The 15911-nt window shown below is 58.9% G+C and carries 11 protein-coding genes; all 11 read right to left on the reverse strand.

From position 1 onward, the window contains the following. Nucleotides 1-101: 101 nt before the first annotated feature. Nucleotides 102-3659 (reverse strand): DNA polymerase III subunit alpha, encoded by a 3558-nt coding sequence (gene dnaE, locus R3D51_08495; protein MEZ5899519.1) that lies wholly within the window; start codon nucleotides 3657-3659, stop codon nucleotides 102-104. A gap of 96 nt (nucleotides 3660-3755) precedes the next feature. Further along, a complete protein-coding gene (locus R3D51_08500) occupies nucleotides 3756-4475 on the reverse strand; it encodes an ABC transporter ATP-binding protein (GenBank protein MEZ5899520.1) in 720 nt (239 codons plus the stop codon). A 2-nt stretch (nucleotides 4476-4477) separates the two neighbouring features. Then, a complete protein-coding gene (locus R3D51_08505; GenBank protein ID MEZ5899521.1) occupies nucleotides 4478-5749 on the reverse strand; it encodes a lipoprotein-releasing ABC transporter permease subunit in 1272 nt (423 codons plus the stop codon). A gap of 125 nt (nucleotides 5750-5874) precedes the next feature. After that, nucleotides 5875-7407, reverse strand: a complete 1533-nt coding sequence (gene proS, locus R3D51_08510; protein ID MEZ5899522.1) for a proline--tRNA ligase — start codon at nucleotides 7405-7407, stop codon at nucleotides 5875-5877. Between the two features lie 358 nt (nucleotides 7408-7765). Further along, entirely contained in the window at nucleotides 7766-7999 is a 234-nt protein-coding gene (locus tag R3D51_08515; GenBank protein MEZ5899523.1) for a DUF1467 family protein, read from the reverse strand. Between the two features lie 6 nt (nucleotides 8000-8005). Then, nucleotides 8006-8410: a methylmalonyl-CoA epimerase gene (mce, locus tag R3D51_08520; GenBank protein ID MEZ5899524.1), complete on the reverse strand. Its 405-nt coding sequence runs from the start codon at nucleotides 8408-8410 to the stop codon at nucleotides 8006-8008. An 80-nt stretch (nucleotides 8411-8490) separates the two neighbouring features. Beyond that, a complete protein-coding gene (locus R3D51_08525) occupies nucleotides 8491-10143 on the reverse strand; it encodes a ribonuclease J (protein MEZ5899525.1) in 1653 nt (550 codons plus the stop codon). Between the two features lie 74 nt (nucleotides 10144-10217). Continuing rightward, nucleotides 10218-10982 (reverse strand): biotin--[acetyl-CoA-carboxylase] ligase, encoded by a 765-nt coding sequence (locus R3D51_08530; GenBank protein MEZ5899526.1) that lies wholly within the window; start codon nucleotides 10980-10982, stop codon nucleotides 10218-10220. A 16-nt stretch (nucleotides 10983-10998) separates the two neighbouring features. Continuing rightward, nucleotides 10999-12462 carry an NADH-quinone oxidoreductase subunit NuoN gene (gene nuoN / locus R3D51_08535; GenBank protein ID MEZ5899527.1) on the reverse strand — a complete coding sequence of 488 codons (1464 nt, stop codon included), beginning with the start codon at nucleotides 12460-12462 and terminating at the stop codon, nucleotides 10999-11001. A gap of 12 nt (nucleotides 12463-12474) precedes the next feature. Beyond that, on the reverse strand, nucleotides 12475-13962 hold the full coding sequence (locus R3D51_08540) for an NADH-quinone oxidoreductase subunit M (protein MEZ5899528.1): 1488 nt from the start codon (nucleotides 13960-13962) through the stop codon (nucleotides 12475-12477). After that, entirely contained in the window at nucleotides 13959-15911 is a 1953-nt protein-coding gene (gene nuoL, locus R3D51_08545; protein MEZ5899529.1) for an NADH-quinone oxidoreductase subunit L, read from the reverse strand. The genes R3D51_08540 and nuoL overlap by 4 nt, the downstream gene beginning before the upstream one ends.

Here is a 15911-nt window from a genome sequence, read left to right on the forward strand (position 1 = left end):
ACCTCCTCAATCCGAAAGCAGGCAAGGCTAGCGCAATCGCGTTGCTCGGCACAGATATCCTGTCGGATGAGATTGTGGCAGTGCGAAAACGAAGCGATGCGCTAGGTTTCGATCACCTCGTTGACGCCGTCGAGAACGCCGATCTTGCTTAACGTCTGTGGCGAGATCTCGTAGCGCCCAGGCAGTACCATCTCCACCTCGCGCGCGCTATCCTCCAGCGTCATGACAAGTCTGATTTCACCGCCACGACCAGCAGGCTTCATGAGGCCGCGCAAAGCCGGAATGAGCTTACTGCCACAAGCGGCCTTCTCATCGACCACAACACGCACATTGCGCGGAACTGCGGCAGCGGCCTTTTCGAGAGCTTCAATCGATTGCGCACGCATCTTCAACATTTCACCATCCCGCTCGGCTTCGACCGAAACGATGACCGGTGTTCCGGGTTCCAGCAAGTCACGGGCGGCGGCCAAGGTGTCGGAGAACACAACCGCTTCGAATTGTCCGGTCGTATCGGAGAACATCGCGAATGCGAACTTGTTGCCCTTTTGAGATTTACGTTCGCGTGCCGACACGACGATCCCGGCCAAGCGACCTGCCGTCGCACCGCGAGCGGTGAGCGCCTCGAAATCGGTGAACTTTTTCACACCCAGCTTGTCCAACACCAGTTCGTAACTGTCGAGCGGATGGCCCGAAAGATAGAAGCCGACGGCCTCGAATTCTGCCGCAAGCCTTTCCATCGGAGTCCAGGACTGGGCCGGTTTCAATTTCAACGTTGCGCGCGCGCCGCCCGCCGAAGATGTCATCTCGCCGAAGAAACTGGTCTGTCCTACATCGGCATCCTGCGCCTTTGTACTGGCCTCGTTGAGAATCGTATCGGCGTTAGCCGCAACGACCGCCCGGTTGGGCTCAAGGGTATCGAATGCTCCGGCTTTGGCGAGCGTTTCGATGCCCCGCTTGTTCAACGCCTTCGGGTCCAGACGTCCGGCGAAATCGGCAAGCGATCCGTAGGGTCCCTTGGCATCGCGTTCTTTGACGATTGTTTCGACCGCCGACGCGCCGATGTTCTTCAAGGCCGCGAGCGAATAGCGGATTGCACCACCCTTCTCGCCTTCCTTGGGAGCACGCGCGCCGAAGTCCACGCCCGACTCGTTCACGCATGGGGGTAACAATGCGATGTTCGACTTGCGCGCCTCGCCAGCAAACATCGCCAACTTGTCGGTGTTGCCCATATCGAGCGTCATGGATGCGGCCAAAAACTCTTCGCGGTAGTTGGCCTTCATGTACGCCGTGTGATAGCTGACGAGGGCGTAAGCGGCGGCATGGGATTTGTTGAAGCCGTAGCCCGCGAACTTGTCGACCAACTCGAAGATGTAGACAGCGTCTTCCTTTTTCACGCCCTTTGAAAGGGCGCCCTCCACGAAGCGCGCCTGCTGCCGTGCCATCTCGACTTTGTCTTTCTTACCCATCGCGCGACGGAGCAAGTCGGCCTGGCCGAGCGTGTAGCCACCCATCACCTGTGCAATCTGAATGACCTGCTCCTGATAGATGATGACGCCGTAGGTCTCTTTCAGGATCGGCTCCAACATCGGGTGCAGGTAATCAACCGGCTCCTCTCCGTGCTTGCGATTGATGTAGGTGGGAATGTTATCCATGGGACCGGGGCGATACAGCGCCACCATGGCGATGATGTCCTCGAAGCGGTCCGGCTTCAGCCGCTTCAAGCTTTCGCGCATGCCCGTACTTTCCAACTGGAACACACCCGCTGTATCGGCGCGCGCGAGCAGATCGTAGGACTTCCTGTCATCCAGCGGCAGAGCCGGCAGATCGACATCGACGCCGCGCGTCCGCTTGACGAGATCGACGGCCTTTTCGAGCACGGTGAGCGTCTTGAGACCGAGGAAGTCGAACTTCACCAGCCCTGCCGCCTCCACCATCTTCCAGTTGAACTGAGTGATGGGGAAATGCGATTTGGGATCGCGATAGAGCGGCACCAACTCTTCCAGCGGCCTGTCGCCGATCACCATGCCGGCAGCATGGGTGGAGGCGTGCCGGTAAAGCCCTTCAAGTTTCTCAGCTATCTCAAGAAGCTTCGCGACGATGGGTTCCGCGTCGCGTGCTTCCTGCAGCTTGGGCTCGCCGTCGATGGCCTCCCTGAGTGTCACCGGGTTAGCCGGATTGTTGGGCACCAGTTTGCACAGTCGATCCACTTGGCCGTATGGCATTTGCAGCACGCGGCCAACGTCGCGCAACACCGCACGCGCCTGCAGCTTGCCGTGCGTGATGATCTGGGCGACGCGGTCTTCGCCGTATTTTTTCTGCACGTAATCGATCGTGCGGTCACGCTTCTCCTGGCAGAAGTCGATGTCGAAGTCCGGCATCGAAACACGTTCGGGATTGAGGAAACGCTCAAACAGCAGTCCGAACCGCAGCGGATCAAGATCGGTGATGGTGAGCGCATACGCGACGAGCGATCCGGCGCCCGAACCGCGCCCAGGCCCCACAGGCACACCGTTCGCCTTCGACCACTTGATGAAGTCCGCAACGATGAGAAAGTATCCCGGAAACTTCATTTGCGTGATGACATCGACCTCATAGGCGAGGCGCTTGTCATACTCCTCAGTAGTAAAGCCCGGCGCCGGACCATGCTTGGAAATGCGAGCCTTCAACCCTGCCATGGCCTGCCTTTTGAGCTCGGCGGCCTCCAAGCGGAATTGCTCGATTTCAGGCACACTGTCGTCGCTTTTCACAAAGCGCGGCAAAATCGGTTTGCGTCCCTTCGGGCGGAAGGCGCAGCGGATCGCAATCTCGATGGTGTTCTCTAGCGCCTCCGGGAGATCGGCAAACAGCTTGGCCATCTCCTCGGGACTTTTGAAATAGTGCTCCGGGCTTGCGCGGCGACGATTGTCCTCCACCACGTAGCGGCCGTCCGCGATGCACAAAAGCGCGTCGTGCGCTTCGTAGTCGGACCGGGTTGCAAAATAGCATTCGTTGGTCGCGACGATTGGCAGCCCACGCTCATAGGCAAGGCGAAGCAGTTGTGGTTCGACGCGCTCCTCAGACGCCAGACCGTGCCGTTGCAGTTCAACATAGAGCCGGTCGCCGAAGATCTTTTCCAGCGTCGCCAACCGCTCAATGGCGCGATCGGTCTGCTCGTCGTTGAGGGCCTTGTCGATGGGACCGAGCGGTCCCCCTGTCAGCGCAATCAGCCCTTCGCAAGCCTCCTCAAGGCGACTTATCTTGATGTGCGGCAGCTCGTCGGCTGAGGGATCGAAAAACAAGGCACGCGACAGCTTCATCAGGTTTGCATAACCATCCGCGTTCATTGCGAACAATGCAATGCGTCCCGCGATGCCTGCGCGCGGTGTATTCGACACGGGCCGCATAGTCGGATTATTCGTATCGGCCATGTCGCCGAAATCGATATCGACGGACGTGCCTACGATCGGCTGCACCCCTTCGCCAGACAGCTTCTGGGAGAACTCAAGTGCGCCGAATAGATTGTTGGTGTCGGTCAGCCCGAGCGCAGGATAGCCATATCCGACGGCAAGCTTGGCCAGTTTGGAGATCGGCAGCGCGCCTTCCAGCAGCGAGTATGCCGAATGCACCTTGAGGTGGATGAAGGGCAGCGTTGCGGGAGTGTTTTGAGTCGGTTCCGGCATGGGCGCAATCTAGCACTTACCGCTGCTTCGGAGACACTCCCGCGGTCGTGGCAGCCCGCAGAATAGGTGGGATAACTGGGCCTGCGGCAAAAACCGTCACATTTGTGCGGGCGCCAGTTCCACAAGACAGCCCTCCTGCATAAGCAGGACACGGTCCATCCGGCGGGCAAGATCCATGTTGTGGGTCGCGATCAAGGCTGCAACCCCGTGATCCCGAATAAGTCGAATAAGCTCCTGAAAGACATGCTCGCTGGTATGCGGATCAAGATTTCCCGTTGGCTCGTCGGCCAACAGCAAATGCGGCGCATTGGCAAGGCCCCGGCAAATCGCGGTGCGCTGCTGTTCGCCGCCAGACAGTTCCGCCGGTCGATGATCGACACGTTCGCTCAACCCAAGAGATCCAAGCAGAGCGCGGGCTCTCTTCTCGGCGTCACGTCGCCGACGCCCGAGGATGAGTTGGGGAATGACCACGTTCTCAAGCGCGGAGAACTCCGGCAGCAGTTGATGAAACTGATAGATGAAGCCAATCTCGCGGCGGCGCATGCGCGTGCGTTCTGCTTCCGATAAGCGGGCACAGTCTTGCCCGTTGATGACGACGCGGCCCGACGTCGGAGACTCCAGCAATCCAGTGATGTGCAAGAGCGTAGACTTGCCCGCGCCGGACGGGCCTACGAGCGCTACAGACTGTCCCGGCATGAGCACACAACTTGCGCCGCGCAGCACCGCAATCTCGCGCGTGCCTTGACGGAAGCTTCGCGTCACAGCTTCCAAAGTGAGAACCGGACCGGTGTTCATGGCTTGCGTTCGATCCTGCATGGCTATTCGTACCGCAACGCTTCGACGGGATCGAGCTTGGACGCCTTCCACGACGGGTAGATCGTGGCAACGACGGAGAGAGCAAAAGCCATGAGCACGATACCCGTCGTCTCCTTCGGATCGATTTCAGCGGGCAGTTTCGTCAGGTAATAGATCGATGGATCAAATACGGTCGTCCCGGAAACCCACGAGACGAAATTCTTGATCTCGTCGATGTTCCAGCAGAATACGACGCCGAGGATCAACCCGGCGATCGTACCGACAATTCCGATCGAAGCTCCGGTAATGAGAAACACGCGCATGATCGCTCCCTTGGATGCTCCCATGGTGCGAAGGATTGCGATGTCGCGTCCTTTGTCCTTCACCAGCATCATCAACCCGGAAATGATGTTGAGGGCCGCCACCAAAACGATGAGCGACAATATGATGAACATCACGTTGCGCTCAACCTCAAGCACCGTGAAGAACGTTTCGTTGCGCGTGCGCCAATCCGAAAGCCCCATCTCGGGCCCCAGCATGTTTCGCATTTCGGCGGCATATTCCGCGACACGTTCAGGATTATCGATCACGACCTCCAGAACATCCACCTCATTGCCCTTGGAAAAGTACTTCTGAGCTTCCGCGAGCGGCATGAAGATCATCATCCGGTCGTACTCGGACATCCCGAGTTCGAAGATCGAAGAGATGATGTAAGACTTCGAGCGCGGAGCTGTGCCGAACGGAGTCGACGCGCCACGCGGCGAAACGAGGGTCACCGTATCGCCGATAGAAACGCGCAACTGATTGGCAAGGCGCGCACCCATGGCAATACCGGTTTGATTGTCGAACCCGTCGAGCGTCCCAAGCTTTACGTTATCGGCAACGAGCTTAAGGCTCTTGAGGCTCTTTTCGTCGATGCCGCGCACCAGTCCGCCCAGCGCCTGCACGCTGGAGGACACCATGACCTGTCCTTCGATCAACGGTAATGCGGACTTCACGCCGGGCATGGCCGAGATCTTGGCGGCGACGTCCTTGTAATCTTCAAACGGTCCATTGACGCGGGTGATGATGACGTGGCCGTTCAGCCCCATGATCTTGTTGAAGAGATCTTTGCGAAAGCCGTTCATCACCGCCATCACGATGATCAGTGTGGCCACGCCGAGCATGATCCCGAGGAATGAGAACCCCGCAATGACAGAGATGAAGCCCTCCTTGCGGCGCGCGCGAAGGTAACGACCCGCAAGCATCCATTCGAACATTGAGAACGGTTTTGTGTCGGCAACGGCAGCTGTCATCCCCGCGAAACTCCCTCGCTCCTCGATGCGGTGGCGCTCTGCTACCCCCGCAATCGGGCTAGATTGCGTTGCAGGAAAGCGGCCCTTGTCCCCACATTACGCCCTGCACAAAATCGCCTTACCGCTCAATACGCTCGTCCAATCAATACATATTCCTTGACCGGCTCGCCGGTAAAAAGACATGCACCCGAAGCCGCCTGCTGATCGAGCGGCGCATTTCGGATTGTAAGTTTCAATGCCTTGAGGCGCTCTGCAATCGCCTCAAGCTTGTCTCCCTCGGGCCGCGACCAGCCAACCTTGACCCAGCCTTTAAAGGCGCCACCCTCATCTTCGTTCTCGGCAACGCCGAAATATTCGGCCATTTCATCGAACGTCTTGATGTTGGTGAGAATGTTGCCGTCCAGACGTGCTTTTGCTTCGGCGAACAAGCTCTCCTGAATTTCATCCAGCAGCCCCTGAGCGTTGGATACGAAATCCGCGCGAGGCTGCGTGTGAGAGGCGACCTTGTCTCCGTCGCGCAGCTTATCCCGGCGCATGAACGTAACGTTGCCGCCAGCGGCATCACGTCCGCCAATTTCGACAATCACGGGCGCACCGCGGCGCACCCAGTTCCAGCGCTTCTCGGCCGATTTGATCGGCTTGACGTCAACCAGCACGCGAATGCCCTGCGCCTTGAGATCCTTCTCAAGGCCCGTGCAATACGCCACGAGCTCCTTGTCTTCCGGCTTGTCGCGCAGCATCGGTATGATAACGATCTGGCGCGGCGCAATCTTGGGCGGAATTCGCAGACCATCGTCGTCGCCGTGGGTCATGATCACGCCGCCGATCAAGCGCGTGGAAACGCCCCAGCTCGTCGTATGACAGAAGGTAAGCTGGCCCTGATCGTTCTGGAACTGTATGTTCTGCGCCTCGGCGAAGTGCGTTCCGAGGTAATGCGACGTGCCAGCCTGGAGCGCCTTGCCGTCCTGCATCATGGCCTCGATGGAATAGGTATTATCGGCGCCAGGGAACCGCTCGTTGGCAGGCTTTTCACCAGCGATCACGGGCATCGCCAGCACATGTTCGGCGAACTCGCGATAGACCTCCAGCATCTTAAGCGTTTCGGCCATGGCGTCGTCGCGGTCAGCGTGCGCGGTATGTCCCTCCTGCCAAAGGAACTCCGCAGTGCGCAGAAACAGGCGCGTGCGCATTTCCCAGCGTACGACGTTCGCCCATTGATTGATAAGCAGCGGCAGGTCGCGATAGCTTTTGATCCAACGCTGGAACGCATCGCCGATGATCGTTTCCGAGGTGGGACGCACGATGAGCGGTTCTTCGAGCTTCGCTTCCGGGTCGAGAACCAGCTTGCCGCCCTCGTTCTTCAAACGGTGGTGCGTAACGACAGCCATCTCCTTGGCAAAGCCTTCGACGTGCTCGGCCTCCTTGGCGATGAAGCTCATCGGAATGAAGAGCGGGAAGTAGCAGTTCTCGTGTCCGGTATCCTTGATGCGCGCGTCGAGTTCGGCCTGGATGCGCTCCCATACGCCCCAACCCCACGGCTTGATCACCATGCAACCGCGAACAGGGCTGGTCTCGGCCATGTCGCCGTCGCGCACAGCAGCCTGATACCACTCAGGGAAACTCTGCTCCCGCGTAATGGATAAAGCGCGCTTGCTCATTGGATGCTCCCCGACATCTGATTGCCGGAAACCATTGGGACATCCTTCGGCGTCGCCACAATAGCAGGTGACAGGAAGCGCGAGCGGCGCATGCGGGTTTTCGACCTTTTTTCGTATGGTTGGACCGTCATGACGGACGCGGCCCGTGCTTGGCCCCAATACCGGGTTGAACGTGCCGTTGCAATGCCGTCGGAGGCATCACAAGGGGATGAGCGATGAAGATCCTCGTCCAGAGGTAAGCCAATACGCAGTACGAGGATATGGCGCGACGCAGGCATCGCTCGCAACCCGTTGATACGGCGACCTAATTAGGACGCTCCCATCACTAGAGAGAGGTCACAAACGCGACATGTCAAGTTCAGGTAGCGCTCATATATGAGACGATCGTATAGACGATCGCAAAAGCGATCGACGCCACGAGCGTGTTCACCGCAAACACCTTCCACAGGCGGATCTTATGAGGCGCGCTCGCCGGGGTGCCCGGCACCACGCTGCCTTCCTCGTCCTGGGTGCGCGCAAAGAACGGCAGCACCGTGAACAACGTGATGAACCACAGGCACAGGAAAGTGGCGATGGCGATCGAGCTACGCATCGCCCGTTAGACCTGTTCAAGTTCGGTCAAGGTGCCGAGAAAGTCCTTGGGATGGAGGAACAATACCGGCTTGCCATGTGCGCCGATCTTGGGCTCACCGTCGCCCAGCACCCGCGCACCTTGCGCCTTGAGCTGATCGCGCGCGGCGATGATGTCGTCCACCTCGTAGCAGACGTGATGGATGCCGCCATCGGGGTTCTTATCGACGAACTTCGCAATCGGGGAGTTTTCACCGAGCGGCTCGAGAAATTCGATCTTGGTATTGGGCAGCTCGACGAAAACGACCGTGACCCCGTGCTCCGGCTGCGCGGTGGGCTCGGTCACTTTGGCTCCAAGCGCGTTGCGATAGACGGCCGTCGCTTTGGCCAGATCCTTGACCGCGATCGCCACATGGTTAAGCCGTCCGATCATCTTTCGATATCTCCTTGCCGAGTTCGCCAGGCCAATTTCAGGCCGTCGTGTTCCTGTTTCTGGCCGCTTTATAAATGTCCTCAGCGCACGGCGTCCACTACCGAGATCAGCACCTTGACGATGGGCCTTTTGCCCCAGGCCTCGTTGATCGCAGACCGCACGGATCGGAACACAGCGTCGCGAACCATCTCGACGTCGGTGCGCCGTTTGGGCGGAATGGATCGCAATGTGCCGTCGATGGCGTCCAGCACGACTTCGCCCATTGGCTCACCGTCGGCGGCCGCTGAAGGAATGCCGTCCAGCACGACCTGAGGCTCGCACAAAATGTCTCCGCGCCGCGAGACCGTCATCGCCACCACCACTATGCCGGCAAACGAAAGCTTGCGGCGTGCGCGAACGGGCCCATCGGCGTCAGGCACGATAAGATTGCCATCGCGATAGAGGCGTCCGACCGGCGCTTCGTCGATCAGACCCGTAGGCGCAGGCCATATCTTGAGCATCTCACCGCTCAGCAGCGTAAACGCTTCTTCGACGCCCATGGCGCGGGCCAACTCGGCATGGGCTTTCAGATGGCGGGCCTCGCCGTGCATTGGCACACTTATTCGCGGCCTGAGCCAGGAATACATGTCGCGCAACTCGTCGCGACGCGGATGGCCGGTGACGTGAACCAGCGCCTCCGCGTCGGTTATGATATCGACGCCGCGGCGCGCCAGGTTGTTCTGTACCTTGCCAACAGCCTTCTCGTTGCCGGGAATGGTACGCGAGGAGAAAATCGCCAAATCACCCTTGTCGAGCGAAATGTCGGGATGCTCGCCTTCAGCTACGCGCGCCATGGCCGCCCGCGGCTCGCCCTGACTTCCGGTACACAAGATCACGGCTTCGTCCGAAGACAAATCGTCGAAATATTGCTGGTCGAGGTATGAAAAGCCTTCGTGCAGATATCCGGTATCGACAGCGACCGATATCACGCGATGAAGCGCGCGGCCTGCGACGACCAGCTTGCGGTTGGCAGAACTCGTCGCATCGGCGATAGCCTTGATGCGGGCGACGTTTGACGCAAATGTCGTCACCGCAACGCGGCGTGAAGCGTTTCGAATGATGGTTGCAAGTGATCTGGAAACATCCGTCTCCGATGGAGAGCGCCCTTCACGAAGCGCATTGGTGCTGTCGCAGATAAGCGCCAGCACACCCTCCTCTCCCAGTGCCTTGAGTTTGGCTTCGTCGGGTGGCGCTCCGACGAGGGGCGTCGTATCGAGCTTCCAATCGCCTGTGTGAAAGATGAGCCCTGCGGGCGTGCGAATGGCCAGTCCGCTGGGCTCGGGGATGGAGTGTGCAAGAGTTACGAACTCGACGTCGAAGGGGCCGACCGTCACGCGGCCGCCAAGCGGCAAGACCTTGATCGGCACCGAAGGAATACGCCCGAATTCGGCAAGTTTGGAGCGCACCATGCCGGCGGTGAACGCGGTGGCGAAGATTGGGCAGTTGAGTTGCGGCCACAGCTCCAGCACGGCACCGATATGGTCTTCATGGGCATGGGTCAAGACGAGACCAACAAGCGATTGGCGCTCTGAAGCGATGAAGCGCAAGTCGGGAAGGACAACATCGGCGCCCGGCTCAGCTTCGCCCGGAAAAGTAATGCCAAGGTCCACCATTAGCCACTGGCGCGCCTCTGGCGGACCGAAGCCGTACAGGTAGACGTTCATGCCGATTTCGCCGAGACCGCCCAGCGCCATGAACACGAGTTCGTCGCCGCCGCTCTGTCCTGTCTGCCGCCTTGCAGCCGAACTCTTGTTCTTCTTCTTTGACGTCATCGTTCTTTCGGCCCACGTGGCGTTGATCCGTCCAGCGCGACATCTCCAAAATTGAACGTTTCGAGGCGACCTCCGACGGCCGCCAGCAACGCTCCTGACTCGTTCAGTCCCTGATAGTTTCCCGATAGCGTGGTATCGCCAGCGGTGATCGTGATGGGCTGGCCCAGCGGCCCGGCGCGTTCAAGCCAACGTTCCCGAATAGCAGAAAAAGCGCGCCCTTCATCCCAAGATTGAATCCACCTCTGGCAGCTATCGGCCAACGCCGCAAGGATCATTTCCGCATTCGCGCTCTGCATTTCAAGGCCAAGCGAGGTAACTGGCCGGTCGATTTCCGGCACGTGCATAATATTTAGTCCAAAGCCTGAAACGACAACGAGACCGCGCTCGGGCAAAACCGTACTTTCTATGAGTATGCCACCGATCTTCGCGTCACCTACCATAAGATCGTTGGGCCACTTGAGACGTAAACGTTCTTTTTTAGCAAGATCCGTTAACTCTGATACCGCCTCGTAAAGAGCCAGACCGGCGACGAGTGCGATTTGTCCGGCGCTGGCTAAAGGCGCTGCGCATTTGAACGCAAGGCTGGCGTGCAGATTTCCCTCAGGCGACACCCATGCACGTCCTGCCCTTCCGCGGCCTTGCGTCTGCCGTTCAGCAACCACCCAAAGCGGTAACGGCTCGCCATCCAGAGCGAGCCGCATTGCATCTTTGTTGGTCGAGCCCGTCTCAGACAGACGAATAATCCTGTGCGCCCGGCTCATGCGATCCAAGAGCGCCTCACGTTGGTCCCGCTCCTATGAGAGCTGACGCCGCCGCTGTTGCCGCATCGAAGACCGTACCGCCGACGATCGGAAGCACGAAGCCAACGATAAGCAGCGCGGCAAGGCTCATGACCAAAAGGGCCTTGCCTTCAACCGGCTCGAACGGCGCGGCTGGTTCGTCGAAGAACATGATCTTGACGATGCGCAAATAGTAGAACGCGCCGATCACGCTTGCGACGACACCGATGACCGCCAATGGATAAAGGCCCGCCTTGATTGCCGGCAGGAAGGCGTACCACTTGGCCCAGAAGCCAGCGAGCGGCGGAATGCCGGCCAGCGAGAACATCAAGATGGCAAACACGGTGGCAAGCCGCAGATCCGTTCTCGACAATCCGGCAAGCTCCGAAATGTCCTCGACGTTCTCGCCGTTGCGGCGCATCGACAAAACGCATGCGAAAGCGCCCAACGTCATCAGGACGTAGATTGCCAGATAGATGAGAACACCTGCGGTGCCTTCCGCGTTGTTGGCGGCGAGCCCGACGAGCGCGAAGCCGACGTGACCAATGGACGAGTATGCCAGCAGCCGCTTGATGTTGGTCTGGCCGATTGCGGCAAACGCACCCAGAACCATCGACGCGATCGAAAGGAAGATGACGATCTGCTGCCACTGCGCGGCTACTGACGGCATGGCCGCCTGGGTAAAGCGGATGAGGAGCGCCATCGCGGCGACTTTTGGAGCGGCCGCGAAGAAGGCCGTTACCGGCGTCGGCGCACCCTGATAGACGTCGGGCGTCCACATGTGGAAGGGCACGGCGGAAACCTTGAAGGCAAGGCCAACCAGCACGAACACCAGACCGGCAATGAGCCCGACATTCTGGGCCATGCCATCAGCCTGTACAGCCGTGGCGATCTCGGCGTATCCGGTCGAGCCCGTAATCCCGTAAAGCAGCGACGCGCCGTAAAGCAACATTCCGGACGACAGCGCGCCAAGCACAAAATACTTGAGTCCGGCTTCGCTGGAGCGCACGTCGTCACGCTTGAAGGCGGCGACAACGTAGAGCGCGAGGCTTTGCAGCTCAAGACCAAGATAAAGAGCAATCAGGTCGTTGGCCGATACCATCATGAGCATGCCCAAGGTGGCGATCAGCACCAGCACCGGATACTCAAAGAACAGGATCTTGGCCCGCGCAAAGTCGTTGAAGGTAAGCAGCAGAGCAAAGCCTGAGCCCACAATAACCAAAAGCTTGAGAAAGCGCGTCGCACCGTCCTTTACGAATGCGCCGTCAAACAGCACTTCCTTGCTGCCTGTCTGATTAAGCACGAGCACGAAAGCCGCCACGAGGACGGCGAGTGCAAGCCACCCGATCGTCCTGCCTGCGGCGTCCTTGTCAGGCATGAACGCTCCCAACATAAGAAGCACAATGGCGCCGAGGGCGACCATCAGCTCTGGATAAACAGGAGCGAGAGAAGAAAGGTCCATTCGCAAGCGTCCTTATTGACCGAGCATAGCGGCCGCGGGCTTCAATGCGGCTTCATAGTTGGCGACGAGATTCTTGACTGACGCTCCGGTGACATCGAGCACGGGCGCAGGATAAATACCGTAGAAGATGGTCAGCAGAACGAGCGGCGCGAGAATTACGATTTCGCGAGGCGAGAGATCGAGCAGCGCCTTGAGCTTCGGCTTATCGAGCTCCCCGAAGATGACCCGGCGATAAAGGTAAAGCGCATAGGCTGCCGAGAGGATCACGCCGGTCGTACCGAGGATCGCAACCCAGGTATTGGCTTTGAAAGCCGACAGCAGCGTCAAAAACTCGCCGATAAAACCACTCGTGCCCGGCAGTCCGACGTTCGCCATTGTGAACACCATGAACGCGACCGCATACTTAGGCATCCGCTCGACAAGCCCGCCATAGGCCGCGATCTCGCGCGTGTGTGTACGGTCGTAGACCACGCCGACACAAAGGAAAAGCGCAGCCGATACGATACCGTGCGACAGCATCTGAAAGATCGCGCCGTCAATGCCCTGCTGTGAGGCTGTGAAGATACCCATGGTCACGTAGCCCATATGGGCAACCGACGAATAGGCGATGAGCTTCTTGATATCCTCCTGCACCAGCGCAACCAGAGACGTGTAGATGATTGCGATGATCGACAAAGAGAACACGAGGGGCGCAAGCTGCTCGGAGGCGATCGGGAACATCGGCAGCGAGAAGCGAAGGAACCCGTAGCCGCCCATCTTCAACAGAATGCCGGCCAGAATGACCGAGCCTGCGGTCGGGGCTTCAACGTGTGCATCCGGCAACCAGGTATGAACCGGCCACATCGGCATCTTGACTGCGAACGAGGCGAAGAACGCCAGCCACAGCCACCACTGCATGTCGGCCGGGAACGTGGTCGATAGAAGCGTGGGAATATCTGTGGTGCCCGCATGCCAGTACATCGCCATCATGGCGAGCAGCATGAGAACCGATCCCAGCAGGGTATAGAGGAAGAACTTGAACGACGCATAGACACGCCGCTTGCCGCCCCACACGCCGATGATGAGAAACATCGGGATGAGGCCGCCTTCGAAGAACAGATAGAACAGAACGATGTCGAGCGCGCAGAAGACGCCTAGCATCAGCGTTTCGAGCACCAGGAAAGCGATCATGTATTCCTTGACGCGATCCTGCACGCTCTCCCAGGAGGCCAGAATGCACAGCGGCATTAGGAACGTCGTCAGAATAACGAACAGCATCGAGATGCCGTCGACGCCCATCTTGTATTTCAGACCGCCGAGCCAAGCGTAGTCCTCGACGAACTGGAAGCCCGGATTGGTCTTGTCGAAATTGATCCAGATGATCAGCGAAACGGCGAACGTGATGATCGTCGTCCACAGCGCCACCCAGCGCGCGTTGCCCTTCGCCTCGCTGTTGAGGAAGGCGATGATGATGGCCCCCGCCAATGGCAGGAAGGTTACGATGGAAAGGATGTTATTCATCGCACGAACCCGCCGTTGACGTAGGTGAAGTAGCTGAGCAGCAACGCCAGGCCGATCAACATGGCGAAGGCGTAGTGGTAGACGTAGCCGGTCTGCAGCTTGACGATGCGTCCCGTAACGCGGCCGACCGTTGAGGCCGTGCCGTCGATCGCGCCATCGATGACTGCCCCGTCACCGCCCTTCCAAAACAGGCGTCCAAGAGCGAACGCCGGCTTGACGAAGATGAAGTTGTAGAGCTCGTCGAAATACCACTTGTGGAGCAGGAAGAGATAGATCGGACGGAACGCTTTTGCCGTTGCCGCGGGTAATGAAGGCACTGCGATGTAATAGAGATAGGCCAAGCCCAACCCTAAAAGCATCGCAATAAAGGGGGCGAAGCCGACCCACTCCGGTGTCTCGTGCATGGCGTGCAGGATGTGGTTGTGCTCGCCTGTTCGGATGGCTGCGCCCCAGAATGCGCTTTGGTCGTGACCAATGAAGTAAGGCGCGAAGATAACACCGGCCAGCACAGCGCCAAGCGACAACACCGCGAGCGGGATCAGCATCACATTCGGGCTCTCGTGAGCATGATCGTAGGTATGATGATCGGCGCGCGTGGGACCGTGGAAGGTCATGAACATCAACCGCCACGAATAGAACGAGGTCATGAACGCCGCGATGACGAGCAGCCAGAAGGCGTAATCGTTCGGCGTGTGAGCCGCGTAAGCCGCTTCGATAATGGCATCCTTTGAATGGAACCCGGCAAAGCCGAACAGATGCGGGATTCCAACCCCCGTCAGCGCCAGCGTGCCGATCAGCATCGCGCCCCAGGTCAGCGGGATCTTGGCCCTTAGCCCACCCATCGCACGCATGTCTTGCTCATGGTGCATGGCATGAATGACCGAGCCCGCGCCAAGGAACAGCAGCGCCTTAAAGAAGGCGTGCGTGAACAGGTGGAAGATGCCCGCCCCGTAAGCACCAACGCCGCACGCAACGAACATGTAGCCGAGCTGCGAGCAGGTCGAATAAGCGATCACGCGCTTGATATCGTTTTGCACGAGGCCGACCGTTGCGGCGAAGAATGCCGTAATCGAACCGATCAAGGTCACGAACTTCAGCGCGTCGGGTGCGTATTCGAAGATCGGAGACAACCGTGCGACCATGAAGACGCCGGCAGTCACCATGGTCGCAGCATGGATGAGGGCAGAGACGGGTGTCGGACCTTCCATGGCGTCCGGCAGCCACGTATGAAGCAGGAACTGCGCAGACTTGCCCATGGCCCCCATGAACAACAACAGCGCAATGGTGGTCAGGATATCGACCTCATAGCCCGCGAACATGAATGTCTTGCCCGCCATTCCTTCGGTCGCCGCAAAGATCGTGTCCATGTTGATGGACTTGAAAACGTAAAACAGCGCGAAGATGCCGAGTGCGAACCCGAAGTCGCCGACACGGTTGACGACAAAGGCCTTGATGGCGGCAGCGTTCGCGGATGGCTTTTTGTACCAGAAGCCGATCAGCAAGTAGGACGCGAGGCCCACGCCTTCCCAACCGAAGAACATCTGCAACAGGTTATCGGACGTCACCAGCATAAGCATGGCGAACGTAAACAAGGACAAGTAGGCGAAGAACCTGGGCCTTGAATCGTCTTCGTGCATGTACCCAATGGAATACAGATGCACGAGCGAGGACACGGTCGTCACGACGACGAGCATCACCGCCGTGAGCGTGTCTATGCGGATGGACCAAGCGGTATCGAGTTCGCCCGACGTCACCCAGCGCAGCAGATGAACCTTCTGCGTGGTGTGCGCGAACCCGACATCCGCGAAAACGATCCAGGACAGCAGCGCGCATATGCCGAGAAAAAGCGTTGTTATGATTTCGCTCGGCCGGTCGCCGATGATACGGCCGAACAACCCGGCGATCAGCGCGCCCAACAGAGGCAGCAGTACGATGGCTGTGTAAATCAT

The organism is Hyphomicrobiaceae bacterium, from assembly GCA_041397645.1.
Classification (GTDB): domain Bacteria; phylum Pseudomonadota; class Alphaproteobacteria; order Rhizobiales; family Hyphomicrobiaceae; genus Hyphomicrobium_B.